We start from the raw sequence: 15490 nt of genomic DNA on the forward strand, positions 1-15490 counted from the left end.
GGTTTTCCTCCTCGTTGACAGTAAAAATAGAACGTGGTACACTTTTTCTGTAAGCTCAAGTAAATTATACGACTTAAAGTTAACTTTAAGTCAAGCCCTCTTTTTGAACTTCTTCCAAAAAGGAGAGAACAGCATGTTTTATACAGTCGGAGAGATGGCAAAACGCATGCATGTCGCCCCCTCCACTCTGCGGTACTATGACAAAGAAGGTCTCCTGCCCTTTGTCGAGCGCTCGGACAGTGGTATTCGTATGTTCAAGGATTCGGATTTTGAATGGCTGAACATCATTGAATGTCTCAAAAACACCGGCATGTCGATCAAAGATATCAAAATTTTTATCGACTGGTGCATGGAGGGCGACCAAACCATTCCGCAGCGGCTGGAGCTGATTCAGGCACAACAGGCAGTGGTCGAGCAGAATATACAGAAAATGCAGGATCATCTGCAAATGCTCCGATACAAACGCTGGTATTATGAAACGGCCAAGGCCGCCGGCACCTGTGAAGCTCTGCGCACCATCAAGCCGGAGGATGTCCCGGAGGAATTCCGCAGATTCCATCATCCCAAAGCAGAATAACTGAAAACAGATGGCTTCCCAGCGCAGGAAGACCATCTGTTTTTATTTTCAACTATTATTTACCGCATTTCCTGCTTGCGGAATGCCGCATACAGGATAGAAAGAATGCAGCGCCCACTTAGATTTATATATCGTCGTAAAAAGCGCAGAATCAGAGTTTTTTCAGTAAAATCGGCAGTTTTTGCAATGCAGTAAAGATATATACCTTTACATCTATTTTGTCTGTAATATCATCGCTGAATGCAATGAATTCCCCAGAGATACGGCATATGCTCTGCCGTACCGACTTTTGCAGGGATTTCCCGAAATGATATACAGATAATTCTTCGCCTTTCCGTAATGCCGGTATTGCGCAGATGGCAGAAGAAGCGTGAAAAGATTTCCTGTGCCGCGTCCTACGCCTCCTCGCTGTCATACATAGGTCATATAAAGCCATGCATGACTTTACTTCTTCGTACTGAATGCTGCGCCGATTGCCTGCGCAATATTCTGCGTCTGGATGATGTGGAATCCATCGGGCACTTGTATGCGGCCAATGTCCTGCTTCGGCATGATGCAGGTCGAAAAGCCGAGCCGGATGGCCTCGTGAATGCGCTGTGTTGCGGCAGTCACAGCGCGCAGTTCGCCGGTCAGGCCGACCTCTCCAAACGCCATCACGCCCTCCGGCAGCGGTTGATCGCGATAGCTGGATGCAACAGCCAGGGCAATCGGCAGGTCAATTGCAGGTTCGTCCAGCCGCATGCCACCGATGACGTTGATATACGTATCACTTGCAGACAAGTACAGTCCGACGCGCTTTTCCAGAATGGCCAGCAGCAGCACCATGCGGTTGTAATCGACACCTGCCGACATGCGGCGCGGTGTGCCATAGGCAGTTTTGGTAACGAGTGCCTGAATTTCTGCAAGAATCGGACGGCTGCCTTCTATGGTGCATGCGATGCAGTTGCCCGATGCATCGGTCGGATGCCCGGACAGCATTGCTGCGGACGGATTCGGAACTTCGATCAGGCCGCAGTCGCTCATTTCAAACACACCGATTTCATTCGTCGAACCAAAGCGGTTCTTCGCCGCACGCAGACAGCGGAAAGAAATCTGCTTTTCTCCCTCAAAATACAACACACAGTCGACCATATGCTCCAGAATTTTTGGACCCGCAAGTGTGCCCTCCTTGTTGACATGTCCGACAATAAAAATAGTGACACCGCGCCGCTTGGCATATTGCATCAATGTCATCGCGCATTCCTTGATCTGCGTCGTGTTACCCGGCGCGCTGCTCAGATCAGATTTATACACCGTCTGAATAGAGTCGACAATGAGGACATCCGGCTGCAAAATATCAGTTTCTTCAATGATTTCCTCCAGATCGGTCTCTGCCAGCACAAACAGGTCAGAAGAGGAGATATGAAGACGATCGGCACGCAGGCGGATCTGCCGCAGCGATTCCTCACCTGAAACATAGAGTACCTTTGCCTGTCGGCACATTTCCTGACACATTTGCAGCAACAATGTGGATTTGCCGATGCCCGGCTCACCGCCGACCAGCACAAAGCTCCCCTTTACTGCGCCGCCGCCCAGCACACGGTCGAGCTCGGAAATACCGGTGTGGAAGCGTAATTCCTCCTGGGTTTCAATCGCACTGATTTCCAGCGGCTTATTGCGGCGCCGGTCGGTTTTTGCCAACGTACCGCGCGGCGCCGCCTGTTTTGCCTCACGGAATTCCTCCATGGTATTCCATGCGCCGCAGGACGGGCATTTTCCGTACCATTTCGCGCTTTCATAACCGCATTCTGAGCATAAAAATGATGATTTCTGTTTCATAAGCTTCCTTTCAGCAGGTGTCTGTGTGATTTCCGGAAGGGAAAATCCCCCGAAAGCCGTCCGGCGTGCGCACGGCGGAAATCCGCGGTACCAACCGCTCCGCATAAGCCTGCAAATATTCTTTCGCCGGAACAGACTGCATGTCCAGCTGCTCTGACAGCACATGCGCCGCCCGGCATAGCATCTGTTTGATTTCATCCGTCGGCTTGCCGGAAAAACACGCCTGCAATGCCGCATCACTCTCCGGTGGAATTTTGAGTCCCAGCACTTCCCGGCCCAGCAGCACACACCCCAGTGCATTCGCTGCAACCGGCTCATACAGGTTAACCAGCAGTTCGTTATAATCCGGGCAAAATCTGTTCAGAACCGGAAGCAATGCCTGTTTGGAAAACAAACACAAAAATCCGTTTTCTATTGCAAGATGCTCCAGATAACAGTTGACATAATCGATGCCGCACAGCTGCTCCGATACCGGTATGCTGAGCTGATAATCAATGTCACCCGGAATCTGATGGGAGAACAGACGCGGATTATATCGCTTCCAGAACGTACCGATACCGCCGAGCGTATCCATCATGGAACGATTTTTGATCGGCGGCAGATGGTCGCATATCTCCTGCCACAGAGCTTTGCCATATGCCTGCTTGCGCCTGATACGCCGGATACCTTCCATCAGCGCTTCCGTGCCGTCACAATGCAGCAGCACACGTACGCCATCTTCCAGCTGTTCCAGACAGAAGCACACCGAATTGAGCAGCTCACCTGCCAGTTCTGCAGGGACAGAACTGCTCTCTCCAGCGGTATATCGTTCTGCCTGCATTGCAACAAGTGCATACAATTGCCGCTGAACAATCACTACCTGTTCTGCGGTCAGCTCCCCAGCGGCAAAAATCATGGCGTCATTCATTGTTCCACCCCGTACTTTCCTGCTCCCACAGCGTGCTACACAGGCTGCCGGTTCGGACAATCCGATAGATGGTGTCCCGATCTGCATCCATCAAGCCAGTCAGATCTCCATGTACAGCTTCATTATATATCAGCTGCATCGCTTCGACAAGTTCATCATCGGAAACCCGTTCCATACAATCTGTTTTCAGATGATAAAACAGCTCCTGCAATTCCGTCAGTGTGTCAGCATAGTTTTCCTGCACCAGATAGGGGGAATCGCAAAAGGCGTGCACCAGCTTTTCCAGCACACCTGTTCCGAACTCCACACGCCCGGAGGCTCGCAAGGCTTCGATATGCCGCACTGCCAACTGCTCCATCTGTGCTTCCGAAAGGGAAAGACCGTATTGCTCTGAAAATCGGTTGCAGCACACCAGTTCTGTCCTGTACTGTTCAAGCTGTACCGACTGAAAAAATATCTGTAATTCCTGCATCATCATGTACCTCCCTATCCTTCATACCGCATTGGGAGATGGATTACAAGACTTGAAAAATTTACAATTTTGTGGTAATATAAATGCAGTAAGAGGGAAGAAAAAATTTTTTCTTCCCTCTTTTTTACGAATTTTCAGGATTGTTCTGCATATTGCAGGCAGCCGTCAATAATACACAGAGCAAGGCGCTTCTGATAGTCGTCCTGCGCCAACAGACGTGCCTCCTCTGCATTGGACAGAAATCCGCATTCTACGATTACAGCCGGACAGGTTAATGTCTTCATCAGATAAATGCTGTCCGCTGCCTGCTTCGCTTGCCGCTCCCGGACAGGCGATAAGCCGCGTGTCAGAGTACTCTGAATCTGCTGTGCCAGCAACTGTCCCTCCGGATTATTCTTCGACCAGAAGACCTGTGCGCCGGAATAAGAGGAATCCGTAAACTTGTTGAGATGGACGGACAAAAAAATCGGATTGCGCACGCTGTTTGTAATACGTACGCGTGCATGGATATCAGCCACTTTGTTGGCACGGATACTCTGTTCCGGGTCGTAATCGATGGAGTTTCCGTCTTCACGTGTCAGCATGGTGTGCAGGCCGAACAGTCCGGCAAAGGCTTCACATTTTCGTACAATCGCAAGATTGATGTCCTGCTCCATCGTGCCGTCCTCCGCCACCGCACCGCCGTCCATTCCGCCATGCCCGGCATCTAAAACCAGAATATTTTGATACGTGTGCGGTGCAAACGCACTGATTGCCTGAAAAACATCCCGATATGTCAGTGTCGCTGCGAGCACTGCAATTATTGCAATTGCTGCCAGAATGATGCGCTTCTGCTTCCATATACTCATATCCACAGCAACTCCCTCCCGCAAAAGATATGATGCGTTTTTCTACAATATGTGTTATACTGTAAATGCTATTTTGCCATTTCCGGAAAGGAGTGATACTGACTGATGCGGCAAAGACAACAGCTATTTCTCAGTATCAATCGCATTTTTTTGCTTTTGTATGCTCCGCTGAGCGTTGCACTCGGCGTCTATTATCTGTTTACAGGAAATCTTATCCATGCCATGCTCTCTGTATGCACGGTGCTCTGGCTTGTGCTTCCCCATGTAATCCATCATACCCTTCATCTAAAGCCCGGACAACTGCTGCTCTTCTTTTATTATGTGTTTATTCTGTTCGGTTATTCCGGTGGAATCGTTCTGTCATTTTCACAAAAAATTCCACTATATGATGAACTGATCTATCTGACAGGCGGCTTTCTGCTCTGCATCTTTGCTGCGGTTTTCTTCTGCTGTTTTATGAAGCAACGGCCTAAAAAACAAAATATGAAGTTTTCCAATCTCTTTTGTTTTTGTTTTGCCATGGCCGTCAGTACGGTCTGGAAACTGTTGCAAATCACGGCTATGCTTCTGGTTCTCAAGATTTCGCCTGGTGCATATGATGTCGTCTGTGATCTCACCTCCTGTCTGATTGGCGCAGCAGTTTACTGTTGCCTCACAGCACTTTATCTCTACCGTGATATTCATACTTATCCGCTATATGCGATTGAAGATTTTTCTGCATTAAATATTGAATCTACTGTTAAAATACTAAAAAAGTAAAAAACAACCGCCGATACATTTGATTTGTATCAGCGGTTGTTTTGCTTTGGGATGAATCTGCTGCGTCACCAGCAGATTCAGGGACACCCTGCTGCCGCACATCAGCGGCTTCCTCTATACACAGAATCTGTTTTTTTATTTTATCAGAGCACAGTAAAACTGTCAACATCCTGACGGAATCACAGTCACTTCGTAAAAAGTCGTAGATAGATGATTTATTCTATTGTGTTTCCATGATATAATAATAGCAATCAACAGTTTCTTTCATCGGAGGAAAGTATGGAAAAGAATAAAATTTATCGGGCAGAAATCATTGGTTATTCCGGTGATGGTTCTTCTATTGCCCGAATTCATGATATGGTTGTTTTTGTTCCCGGTGGTGCAGTCGGAGACCAATGTGATATCCGTATTGTCAAAGTTGCCAAAAACTATGCATTTGGACGAATTGAAAACATCATTGTATCATCTAAAAATCGCATTGAACCAGAATGTCCACATGCATCCAAATGTGGTGGCTGTTGTTATTGGCATTTGACCTATCTGGAGGAACTGCGTGCAAAAAAAAGAAAGGTACAAGATGCCATGCAGCGCATTGGTGGTGTAAAATTAGAACCAGAGGATGTCTGTGGTTCTGATCGAATCTATCATTACCGCAACAAAGCGCAGTATCCTGTTGGGCGCAATGATGCCGGTGTTATTACCGGATTTTACCGTGCGCGCAGTCATGACATTATTCCGATGGAAGCGTGTCTCATTCAAACCGAAGCAGCGGATATGCTTGCCCGCTGTGTACGCCAATGGATGACAGATAATCATATTGCACCATACAATGAAACGACACATAATGGGCTGATCCGACATATCTATGTGCGCACTGGCTTTGCAACCGGTCAGGTTCTGCTTTGTATCGTTACAAAAAGTCCAAAACTTCCTGCGATCGATGCGCTCGTTTCCGCAGCGAGAACTGCTGTCCCAGGGTTAGTCGGCATTGTACTGAACATCAACAAAAAAACCGGCAATGCAATTCTTGGAGATTCTTATGTCACTATCTGGGGCAGCGATACACTGGAAGATGTTTTGTGTGGAAATCATTTCCGTCTCTCCCCTGCCTCCTTCTATCAGGTAAACCGTGCACAGGCAGAGCGATTGTATGAAACAGCACTTGCGTATGCCGAACTGGACAATACGCAGACCGCGCTTGATCTCTACTGTGGTGCTGGCACCATTACCCTTGCACTTGCACGGGAAGCCAAGTCGGTAATCGGCGCGGAAATTGTCCCGCAAGCTGTAAAAAATGCAAAAGAAAATGCAAAGCTGAACAATATTACAAATGTAAAGTTTATCTGCGCCGATTCCGGCCAGGCCGCTTCTATGCTTGCCCACGAGGGTACACATCCTGATGTGATTGTAGTCGATCCTCCACGAAAAGGTTTGGATGCGGCAACCATAGATGCTGTTGGACAGATGCAGCCGAAACGATTGGTATATGTTTCCTGCGATCCGGCAACGCTTGCAAGAGATGTCAAGCTGTTGGGTGAAAAGGGATATAAGATAAAGAAATATAAGGTTTTTGACCTTTTCCCAAGGACAGCGCATGTTGAGACGGTAGCGTTGATGTCTCGCATTGAGGAATAAAGTGCGGAAAACTGTCTATTTCCGGCATTTTCACATACTTTTGAGGACTGACAGCAATACCACTCACCAATCGGTCGCAGTATATGGAAACATATCTATGCGCCCTCTAACATAACGAAAAAAATTGAGTGTTCGGAATAGATGTCGGGTTTGACAACAATTCCGCAGTCACAACTGTTTTGTAGATTGAGTATGTGGAATGGATAACGTCAAACCCAACAACGGCTCATGCTCCGCTTCCCTTGACATCGGAACGGTATTGCCGTTATAGTGTGAGCAAGGGAACGACAGATATGCCGTCCCCCGACTATAAAATTCTGCGCTGCAATACTGTGTTTACACAGATTTGAGGATTCTCGGGCTGTATTTTACGTATGCCGCCTTGTTATTTGTCGGTTACAAATTGTTAGTAAAAAACCGCTTAATAATTTAGATGGAGGGCGTGTTCAGCTATGTATATATCAAATATTACTATACAAAACTATCGTGGTTTTAGTAATCTTTCTGTAGATTTCAGGGAAGGTATTAACATCCTTGTAGGTCAAAATAATTCAGGGAAATCAAATTTGCTGAGAGCATTAGCATTATTTTTTGATAGTAAAGCTCGGAAGCAACTTTCGACAAATGATTTTTATAACGGAATTCCTCTGAACGAGTTAAAACAACATTCTCCTAAAATTACTGTAACTGTAACACTATCTCAGTCCGCCGAAGAAGATTTGATGGGGGATGAGTTAGTTACTGTTAGTAGTTGGCTTGTAAAATTGGAAGAGCCATATGCTGCTCAAATACAATACGACTTCTTTTTACCAGAAGAACATGAACAAGATTATTTGAACTCAATCAAAAATGCTGAAAGCCCAATGAAAGTATGGGAGCAAGTTGAAAATCTATTTATACGACTATATGTCTATAAAATTTGGATTGGCAATCCAGATAATCAAGTACAGGTAGACGGAGAAAATCTTTCAAAGTTTGACTTTCAATTTCTGGATGCCATTCGAGATGTAGAAAGAGATATGTATTCTGGGAAAAATACACTTTTAAAAAATGTGATTGATTTCTTTCTGGATTATGATATCAAATCAGACGAAACTATTTCTCAGGAGGAACGAACTAAAAGAATTGATACTCGTAAGAGCGATTTCAAAACCACATCGGATACTCTAATTGATAAATTAAAAGAAAGATTACATAAGGGCAATGATGAGATTTTGTCGTATGCAGATCATATTGGAGCCTCATTTGATAAATCGACACCGACCTTTGAGGGAGCAATGAGTGAAAACGAGGTGTACTCAATTCTTCAATTGATTATAAAGCAGCACACGGGAATGACGATTCCAGTAGCAAATAATGGTTTGGGGTATAATAACCTGATTTTTATGTCATTGCTGCTTGCAAAAATGCAAGTGGATTCGGATGGTAGCTATTTGGGCAGTAACGCTAAAGTGTTTCCTATCTTGGTGATAGAAGAGCCTGAGGCACATCTGCACCCTACAATGCAATTCCAATTTATTAAATTCTTGAAAGACAACCTAAAAACGAACAAAGTTCGACAAGTTTTTATTACCTCGCATTCCACGCATATTACTTCTTCTGCGCAACTTGATGACCTTATTTGTTTGTATCGGACTGATGATAGGATTCATGTGTCCTATCCGGGAAAGGTATTTGTTGATGCTCAACCCGGCGGAAGTCCAAGGGAGAACAGCGATAGTAAAAAGTATGTTCAACGTTTCCTTGATGCAACCAAATCAAATATGCTGTTCGCCGAAAGGATAATTTTTGTGGAAGGCATGGCTGAGCAGCTACTCCTTCCTATTTTTGCTGAATATTTAGGAAAAAGCCTTGAAGAGAACCATGTTTCTGTTATCAACATCGGAGGTAGATATTTTCAGCATTTCTTATATCTGTTTGACAGTACTAGAAAAAATACCATTAACCGCAGGATCGCCTGTATCACTGATTTAGATCCGATGAGGCGAAAAAAGGATGAAAAAAATGGAAAATCTAAAAAATGTTATCCTTATGAATTTGGTATAGAAGAAGATATATACAGCTATACAAAAAACATTGCTCTGCAAACGTATGAAGATAAGCGTCATCCTAATATTCGTTCGTTCACTCAGGATTCCACTTATGGAAAAACTCTTGAATATCAAATAGCCTTTGAAAACTCTGGGTGCAAACTGCTAATAACGCCGTCGTTGGCGAATGCTAAAGAACTGTCTGATCTTATGGACGCTTTTTCTTCAGGTGAATCATTGGAATATTTATTTGCACTTCTTCGGTCAAGTGAAGAAGACAAAAGAATAACATCTGCGTTGCGCAAAGAACTATCGCCCGAAGTTTGGCCTGAATCTTCAAAAAAAGCCGCTGTCATTGCTTCTCGCTACTTGAATTCTGTAGGAAAAGGTGAAAACGCTTTGGAGCTTTCATCGATTTTACAGGAAAATTATTCGAAAAAGGGAACGCCGGAATTTCAAGAATTTCATGTTCCTGAATACATTAAGAACGCAATTGAATGGGTGTGTGACGACAAATGACAATTACATCCACAGATAAAATTCCGATCGAAGAGGGTTTCAAGGTAGAGGCAGGTCCAGGTGCTGGGAAGACAGATTTCTTGGTGAATCATATTAAAAACGTTATACAGAATTCAGACAGACTCTCTTGCACTCGAAAAGTAGCATGCATTACTTATACCAATACCGGCGTGGAAACGATTCTTCAAAGATTAGGAAAAAGTGTTTCAGGAAAAGTTGAAGTTTCGACGATTCATAGCTTTTTGTATAGAAATGTTGTTAAGCCCTATGCTACATTTATACCACAGGAGTATGAAGCTGATTGCAGTTTATTAAATGGACACGATGACTTTTTCGTTAATAGAAGGTATTTAGATGAATGGTTGGCTGATCCTGTTTTTGATTCTTTGAAACATCCAAACACCAGAAATCAATTATTAAAGATTCCAAAGCAATTTGCCGCATTAGAAAAGTGGCTCCAATCTATGCAATGCTATTATGAAAAAGGTGCAGTAAGCTTTGGCTGTGATGATAGCAAAGCGGTTTATAGTACGGATGGCGAGGAAGTTCGTTTAAAAGGCTCGAATTTGAAAATACTATCAGCACATCTGGAAGATCTGAAGAAAATATACTGGCGAAAAGGGAAAATAGACCACAATGATGTTCTGTTTTTTTCAGTGGTCCTAATCAATCATTATCCGTTTATCCTTGATATCCTTCGGGCTAAATTTCCGTATATTTTTTTGGATGAATACCAAGATACTTCGCCTGTACAAGCATATATAGTAGATCGAATAAAGGAAAGAGAGACCATCATAGGTGTTATTGGTGATAAGTCTCAGTCCATCTATTCATTTCAAGGTGCAAATCCATCTCTTTTTAAGTCTTTTAAAGTACCTAAAGGCAACCAGTTCACGATTGTCCAGAATCACAGAAGCAGTGAAGATATTGTAAGATTTTTGAACGTTCTTCGTGATGATATTAAGCAAGAACCATGCAATGGTAAAAGCGGAAATAGTGTTTGTGTTATAGTTGGAGATAGAATATCTGCATACCAGAAAGCTTTGGATATGTGCGGAAATACTCCTGAAGAAACAATCACATCTCTTTCAAGAAACAACATAACTTCAAATGCAATGAAAAAGGACATTGATGACACTGTTCTAAATGCTAAGCTTCTTGAGAAGTATCGAAAATTGGATACCTCTGTAGTTAGAAGGTCCTATATTGAGAATACAGTCCGCGCTGTGGAATTGGCCAAAAACGGGAAATTCAAAGAGGCTATTAAAAATTTAGAACATACATTTCGCAACAATGATAATCCTAAAAAGCAGGCATTATATGTTTTGTCAATATTACTGCGCGAGTATTTTTCGTACTCAAATGATAATTTGATGAAATTTTATGAAGTGGCCGCATCGCTTTCAATGAAACGCCTCCCGGGCTTCAGCAAAGGAAACGCAAAATCGTTTTATGAAGACACCTCTTATCAGAGCATAGCAGTCTGTATGAACATTCCCGAGGACACAAGTGCGCATATTACAATACATAAGTCAAAGGGGGCTCAATTCAGAAACGTTTTTGTAGTGGGGAACGATAAAGTAAAAAAAGCTCTTTTAGAACCAAAACTAGGCACTGATGAAGAGCATAGAATCGCATATGTGGCATTCAGCAGAGCTCAAAACAGACTATTTATACAGTTCGATGCGGAGGTTATTTCTCCTGAGGATGAAAAAAAGCTTAGCGAAAAGTTCAATATGCTTCAGATAATCAGACTTTAACTGCCTAGAAAACAGGTTCGATAAACGTTAAATAACCACCCGTCAGACACACAAAAGTCGGATGCAAAACTGCATTCAACAAATTTGGTGGATGCATCCCAAACGAACGTCCTCCCGGCCATCAATCATGGTGGTCAGGAGGGCTTCCTGCTTTATTGGATTATGCTTCAATATCCACTTTGAGGCCAGACTTTAATTCCACCGTATACTTATCAGACCAGACAGTAATTTTCTGCACCCAGCGCCGTACCAGTGCCTCATCGAATTTCGTGAGTTCAGCAGGCTGACTGCGAATGAAATCCTGAAGCGCAGTGATGCGCTTAATTTGTTCGTCTCTGGACACCGTATCAACGGAGGTCTGCTGTTTCAGTTCCCGGAGCCGGAAGATTTCATCGGCAATCTCATCGTAGGCTTCCTTGCTGTTGGCCTTCTTGAGAAGCTCCTGCTGAAGCTCCAACAGCTTCTCATCAATGGCATCCGCTGATGCGGTAGCCGAGGCCCGGATGACGGTGGCAATGTTCTGCTGGAGCTGGCGCTGGTATCCTTCTCTGTCACCAAGCAGCTCATTCAGGGCAGCAACTACCACCCGTTCCAGTTCCTGCTCATTGACTGTCCGCGCATGGCATTCCAAACCGGTTGCTTCCAGCCTGCTGATGCAGCGCCATACGATGGATTTGCAGCCACGATTGTTCCAGTGAATTCTGCGGAACATTTCACCGCATTCTCCACAGATGACGATCTGTGAAAAGCAGTGGTTACTGCTATAGGTGCGTTTTTTCCCATTGGCGCTCACTTTGACCACTCGCCTGCGCACCAGCTCTTCCTGCACCCGCATGAAGATGTCCTTTGGAATAATCGCCTCGTGGTCAGCCTCCACGTAGTACTGCGGAACGATGCCTGTGTTCTTCACTCTGGTCTTGTTCAGAAAATCTGTAGTGTAGGTTTTCTGAAGCAGCGCATCACCGATATACTTTTCATTGCGGAGAATCTTATTGATGGTGCTTGTCCACCATTTTGTTTTCCCAGCGCCAGTCAAAATTCCGTCACGCTCCAGACCGGCGGCAATCTTGTCCATGCTATACCCTTCCAGATATTCCCGGTAGATGCGTTTGACCACTTCGGCCTGCACAGGATCAATGATCAGATGTCCTTCTGCATCCTTTGTGTAGCCGAGAAATCGATTGTGATTGACCTGCACCTGCCCATTCTGGTAGCGGAACTGCAAGCCTAACTTCACATTCTGGCTCAGTGACTGGCTTTCCTGCTGGGCAAGCGATGCCATGATCGTAATCAGAACCTCGCCCTTAGCGTCCATCGTGTTGATGGACTCCTTTTCAAAATAGACCGGAATGTTCTTTTCCTTGAGCTGGCGGATGTATTTCAGGCAGTCCAGCGTATTTCGGGCAAATCGGCTGATGGACTTGGTGATAATCATATCAATTTGTCCGGCCATGCACTCACCTATCATGCGGTTGAATTCCTCGCGTTTTTTGGTGTTAGTGCCGGAGATACCATCATCTGCAAATATGCCGGCAAATTCCCACTCCGGATTTTTCTGAATGTAATCTGTGTAGTGCTCTACCTGTGCCTCATAGCTTGTCGCCTGCTCATCACTGTCGGTACTGACGCGGCAGTATGCTGCGACTCGGAGCTTTGGCTTTATATCCTGCTGTCGGGCTGTGTTTCCGACTTGTCGTTTTGCCGGAATAACCATTACATTTCCCATTATGTTGCCTCGCTTTCTATCAAGCTGTACAGGTACTCAGCCTGCTTTGCTGGATCATCGTAAAATTCCTTAATCTTCCCCAGTGTAAATGTGGTCGGTGCTGTTTTCTTGACCGGTGGCTTGATGCGATCCGTGCGTCCCAGCTTCTTTGCTCTGCGCTGGCGCTCCAGCATGGCCTCCGTGAAGGTGTTCACATCGATGATTGCTGGGTAAAAATCATCTCCCATATAATGACGATTCTCCATCATGCGCTTGACAGTTCCATGATAAGTATCGATGTCGGCTGCTTTGGCAGCTGCCACCATGGACATTCCGCTCAGGTAGTTCTGGTAGAGCTGTCGGATTTTTTCTGCGGCAGGCTCGTCAATTACCGCTTTGCCATTCTTGATCCGATATCCAAACGGTGTATGCCCCATTTATTCACCAATCCTTTCACTGAGCGTCAACCCACATTTCATGACAAAACCGATTTTCTGTCGGGAGTACACATCAATGTGGTCAACAAATCTTGTAAACAGAATATCATCAAAGGCTGTCAGCATATGTTCCTTTTCTGCAAAGTGCAGCAGGCGTTCTGCTTCCCTAACCCGTGACATGTCTCCGGTCATGTTTGTTCTTAATGCCTCGATATCTGCCCGGAAACCGTCAGCCTGTGACAGCAGTGCATTGTTCTCCCGATTAAAGAGCACCTGATCGATATACCCTTGCGCCATGAGCTTGGTCAGGGTTTCACGCTGCTCGGTGTTCTGCTCCAACAGATGCTCCAGATGCTGAATACGGTGCAGGTTTTCGTCACTGGAATTCTCCTGAATGGCCTTCAGGTACGGTCTCAAGACCAGCTTGTGGCTGTAGATAAGTTTGTTGAGCATGGTAACAAAGGCCAGCTTCAGGTCATCATCCCGGATGAAAAGCATGGAGCATTTATCCTTGTCCTCGATATGCGTCTGACAGCACCATGCTACATATTTTCCACCGATACTGCTGTGAACTCTGCGCTTGAAGGTACTGCCGCATTCGCCGCAGAAGATTTTGCCGGAAAAAGCGTATCGATTCTGGTATTTTCGGGAACCTTTGACTACACCCTTTTCAGCTCTGCGCTGGGCGATGAGTTTGGCAGCAGCTTCGAAGTCTTCTTTGCTGATGATAGCTTCATGATGATTGGCTGCCATATACTGATCCTTCTGCCCTACATTCCGATGGCGATTAAATCCGGAATCCGTGTAGGTTTTCTGGAAGATCGCATCACCGGTATATTTCTCATTCGTCAGCATTCCCAGAATGGTAGTTGACGTCCAGTGACTCCCCTTCTTTGCCGGAATACCTTCCGCGTTCAATCCGGCAGCGATCACATCAGTACCCTTGCCGGAGAGTGTTTCCGCAAAGATACGTTTTACAATCTCAGCCTGCTCCGCATTGATAACCAGATTCGTTCCGTCCCAATCATAGCCATAGGGCGGGTAGCTGAGCTTAAATGTGCCATTCTGGAAACGGCGCTCCACAGACCATTTGCTGTTCTCGGAAATGGATACCGATTCACATTCCGCCATACTGCTGAGGATAGCAAGAAACAGCTCGCTTTCCATCGATCCGGTGTTAAGGTTTTCCTTCTCGAAAAAGATGGAGATGTTCAGAGTTTGCAGCTTTCGCACCAGTTCCAAGCAGTCCGTTGTGTTTCGGGAAAATCGGCTGATGGACTTGGTGATAACGAAATCTATCTTCTTCGCCTCACAGTCGGCAATCAGACGCATCAGCTCTGGACGCTTCTCCTTCTTGGTTCCGGTGATGCCCTCGTCGTAATAAAGCCCAGCAAATTCCCAGTCATCACGGACGGTGATATAGCTTTCATAGTGCTTTTTCTGCGCTTCCAGACTCTCCAGCTGCGCATCGCTATCAGTGGAAACGCGGCAGTAAGCGGCCACACGGAGCTTATGCTTTGGTGGCCGCGCTCCCTGCACACCTTCGATTTTGCTAATCCTTTTCATGGTCGTTCACCTCCTTGATCAGTGTCACATTTTAGCTCTGAAACCGTGTATTATCAACCAATTTCGGGCAGAATTTCCACCAAAAACGGCAAAAATGTTTCCCGATTGATGCGGGTCAAATTGTTGAATTCCGACAAGGAAATCAGCCCAAGCTCCAGCATGGTTTCCGCCGTCTTCTGAGCTCTGTAATAGTTATAATCTCGCTGCAATTCCTCCTGTGTGATCGGCTTGGGAGCGAGATTTAAATGATCTGTAATATTAGCTTCGTGTAATATGGATTTTGTTTCCATAGTATTCATGATTTCCTCCGTTCTAAGGTCTTTCCTCACTACATTCTGGACATTAGAAGTGTCTATGGACGAAAAAGAGCAAGGAAAAGGGCCTGCAAGGAAAAAAATCCCCTCACAGGCCATCAATCCTATACTCAGAAGAACAATCATATTCTTCTGGTTATTTT

The 15490-nt window shown here is 45.3% G+C and carries 13 protein-coding genes; 5 read left to right on the plus strand and 8 right to left on the minus strand.

Annotated features, from left to right (window positions below):
• Positions 1-133: 133 nt before the first annotated feature.
• A complete protein-coding gene (locus ACLM7Z_RS11065; RefSeq protein WP_087021981.1) occupies positions 134-577 on the plus strand; it encodes a MerR family transcriptional regulator in 444 nt (147 codons plus the stop codon).
• Between the two features lie 444 nt (positions 578-1021).
• On the opposite strand, the gene radA is transcribed toward ACLM7Z_RS11065, so the two are convergent.
• The 4 genes from radA to ACLM7Z_RS11085 all read right to left on the minus strand — a co-directional run bounded on the left by radA (position 1022) and on the right by ACLM7Z_RS11085 (position 4622).
• On the minus strand, positions 1022-2395 hold the full coding sequence (gene radA / locus ACLM7Z_RS11070) for a DNA repair protein RadA (RefSeq protein ID WP_087022007.1): 1374 nt from the start codon (positions 2393-2395) through the stop codon (positions 1022-1024).
• A gap of 10 nt (positions 2396-2405) precedes the next feature.
• A complete protein-coding gene (locus ACLM7Z_RS11075) occupies positions 2406-3302 on the minus strand; it encodes a DUF6179 domain-containing protein (RefSeq protein WP_435645024.1) in 897 nt (298 codons plus the stop codon).
• Positions 3295-3777 (minus strand): DUF6323 family protein, encoded by a 483-nt coding sequence (locus ACLM7Z_RS11080; RefSeq protein WP_435645025.1) that lies wholly within the window; start codon positions 3775-3777, stop codon positions 3295-3297. Before ACLM7Z_RS11080 ends, ACLM7Z_RS11075 begins: the two co-directional genes overlap by 8 nt.
• A 131-nt stretch (positions 3778-3908) precedes the next feature.
• Positions 3909-4622, minus strand: coding sequence for an N-acetylmuramoyl-L-alanine amidase (locus ACLM7Z_RS11085; protein WP_133058312.1), 714 nt, complete (start codon positions 4620-4622; stop codon positions 3909-3911).
• A 105-nt stretch (positions 4623-4727) separates the two neighbouring features.
• Here ACLM7Z_RS11085 and ACLM7Z_RS11090 point away from each other — a divergent pair, with 105 nt between their 5' ends.
• The 4 genes from ACLM7Z_RS11090 to ACLM7Z_RS11105 all read left to right on the plus strand — a co-directional run bounded on the left by ACLM7Z_RS11090 (position 4728) and on the right by ACLM7Z_RS11105 (position 11325).
• On the plus strand, positions 4728-5381 hold the full coding sequence (locus ACLM7Z_RS11090) for a hypothetical protein (RefSeq protein ID WP_087021990.1): 654 nt from the start codon (positions 4728-4730) through the stop codon (positions 5379-5381).
• Positions 5382-5660: 279 nt separating this feature from the next.
• Complete coding sequence (gene rlmD, locus ACLM7Z_RS11095) at positions 5661-7016, plus strand: 23S rRNA (uracil(1939)-C(5))-methyltransferase RlmD (protein WP_435645026.1); 1356 nt, start codon at positions 5661-5663, stop codon at positions 7014-7016.
• A gap of 452 nt (positions 7017-7468) precedes the next feature.
• A complete protein-coding gene (locus ACLM7Z_RS11100) occupies positions 7469-9565 on the plus strand; it encodes an ATP-dependent nuclease (protein WP_435645027.1) in 2097 nt (698 codons plus the stop codon).
• The gene (locus tag ACLM7Z_RS11105) at positions 9562-11325 is read left to right on the plus strand and encodes a UvrD-helicase domain-containing protein (RefSeq protein ID WP_435645028.1); all 1764 of its coding nucleotides are present in this window, start codon (positions 9562-9564) and stop codon (positions 11323-11325) included. The genes ACLM7Z_RS11100 and ACLM7Z_RS11105 overlap by 4 nt, the downstream gene beginning before the upstream one ends.
• A 160-nt stretch (positions 11326-11485) precedes the next feature.
• Here the strand turns inward: ACLM7Z_RS11105 and ACLM7Z_RS11110 are convergent, their stop codons facing one another.
• The 4 genes from ACLM7Z_RS11110 to ACLM7Z_RS11125 are packed head-to-tail and all read right to left on the minus strand — an operon-like array spanning position 11486 to position 15332.
• On the minus strand, positions 11486-13051 hold the full coding sequence (locus ACLM7Z_RS11110; protein ID WP_435645029.1) for a recombinase family protein: 1566 nt from the start codon (positions 13049-13051) through the stop codon (positions 11486-11488).
• The gene (locus ACLM7Z_RS11115; RefSeq protein ID WP_435645030.1) at positions 13051-13467 is read right to left on the minus strand and encodes an integrase; all 417 of its coding nucleotides are present in this window, start codon (positions 13465-13467) and stop codon (positions 13051-13053) included. The genes ACLM7Z_RS11110 and ACLM7Z_RS11115 overlap by 1 nt, the downstream gene beginning before the upstream one ends.
• A complete protein-coding gene (locus tag ACLM7Z_RS11120) occupies positions 13468-15033 on the minus strand; it encodes a recombinase family protein (RefSeq protein ID WP_435645031.1) in 1566 nt (521 codons plus the stop codon). It abuts the gene before it with no gap.
• A 53-nt stretch (positions 15034-15086) separates the two neighbouring features.
• Entirely contained in the window at positions 15087-15332 is a 246-nt protein-coding gene (locus ACLM7Z_RS11125) for an SHOCT domain-containing protein (protein WP_435645032.1), read from the minus strand.
• Between the last annotated feature and the right edge of the window lie 158 nt (positions 15333-15490).

Source organism: Butyricicoccus porcorum, from assembly GCF_051246315.1.
GTDB classification, from domain to species: Bacteria; Bacillota; Clostridia; order Oscillospirales; family Butyricicoccaceae; genus Butyricicoccus_A; species Butyricicoccus_A porcorum.

Excerpts from the sequence above, each read along its gene's own strand:
- ACLM7Z_RS11110 (WP_435645029.1), bottom strand. The coding sequence starts at position 13,051 with ATGGGAAATGTAATGGTTATTCCGGCAAAACGACAAGTCGGAAACACA.
- ACLM7Z_RS11090 (WP_087021990.1), top strand. The coding sequence starts at position 4,728 with ATGCGGCAAAGACAACAGCTATTTCTCAGTATCAATCGCATTTTTTTG.
- rlmD (WP_435645026.1), top strand. The coding sequence starts at position 5,661 with ATGGAAAAGAATAAAATTTATCGGGCAGAAATCATTGGTTATTCCGGT.
- ACLM7Z_RS11115 (WP_435645030.1), bottom strand. The coding sequence starts at position 13,467 with ATGGGGCATACACCGTTTGGATATCGGATCAAGAATGGCAAAGCGGTA.
- ACLM7Z_RS11125 (WP_435645032.1), bottom strand. The coding sequence starts at position 15,332 with ATGAATACTATGGAAACAAAATCCATATTACACGAAGCTAATATTACA.
- ACLM7Z_RS11075 (WP_435645024.1), bottom strand. The coding sequence starts at position 3,302 with ATGAATGACGCCATGATTTTTGCCGCTGGGGAGCTGACCGCAGAACAG.
- ACLM7Z_RS11105 (WP_435645028.1), top strand. The coding sequence starts at position 9,562 with ATGACAATTACATCCACAGATAAAATTCCGATCGAAGAGGGTTTCAAG.
- radA (WP_087022007.1), bottom strand. The coding sequence starts at position 2,395 with ATGAAACAGAAATCATCATTTTTATGCTCAGAATGCGGTTATGAAAGC.
- ACLM7Z_RS11120 (WP_435645031.1), bottom strand. The coding sequence starts at position 15,033 with ATGAAAAGGATTAGCAAAATCGAAGGTGTGCAGGGAGCGCGGCCACCA.
- ACLM7Z_RS11065 (WP_087021981.1), top strand. The coding sequence starts at position 134 with ATGTTTTATACAGTCGGAGAGATGGCAAAACGCATGCATGTCGCCCCC.
- ACLM7Z_RS11100 (WP_435645027.1), top strand. The coding sequence starts at position 7,469 with ATGTATATATCAAATATTACTATACAAAACTATCGTGGTTTTAGTAAT.
- ACLM7Z_RS11080 (WP_435645025.1), bottom strand. The coding sequence starts at position 3,777 with ATGATGCAGGAATTACAGATATTTTTTCAGTCGGTACAGCTTGAACAG.
- ACLM7Z_RS11085 (WP_133058312.1), bottom strand. The coding sequence starts at position 4,622 with ATGAGTATATGGAAGCAGAAGCGCATCATTCTGGCAGCAATTGCAATA.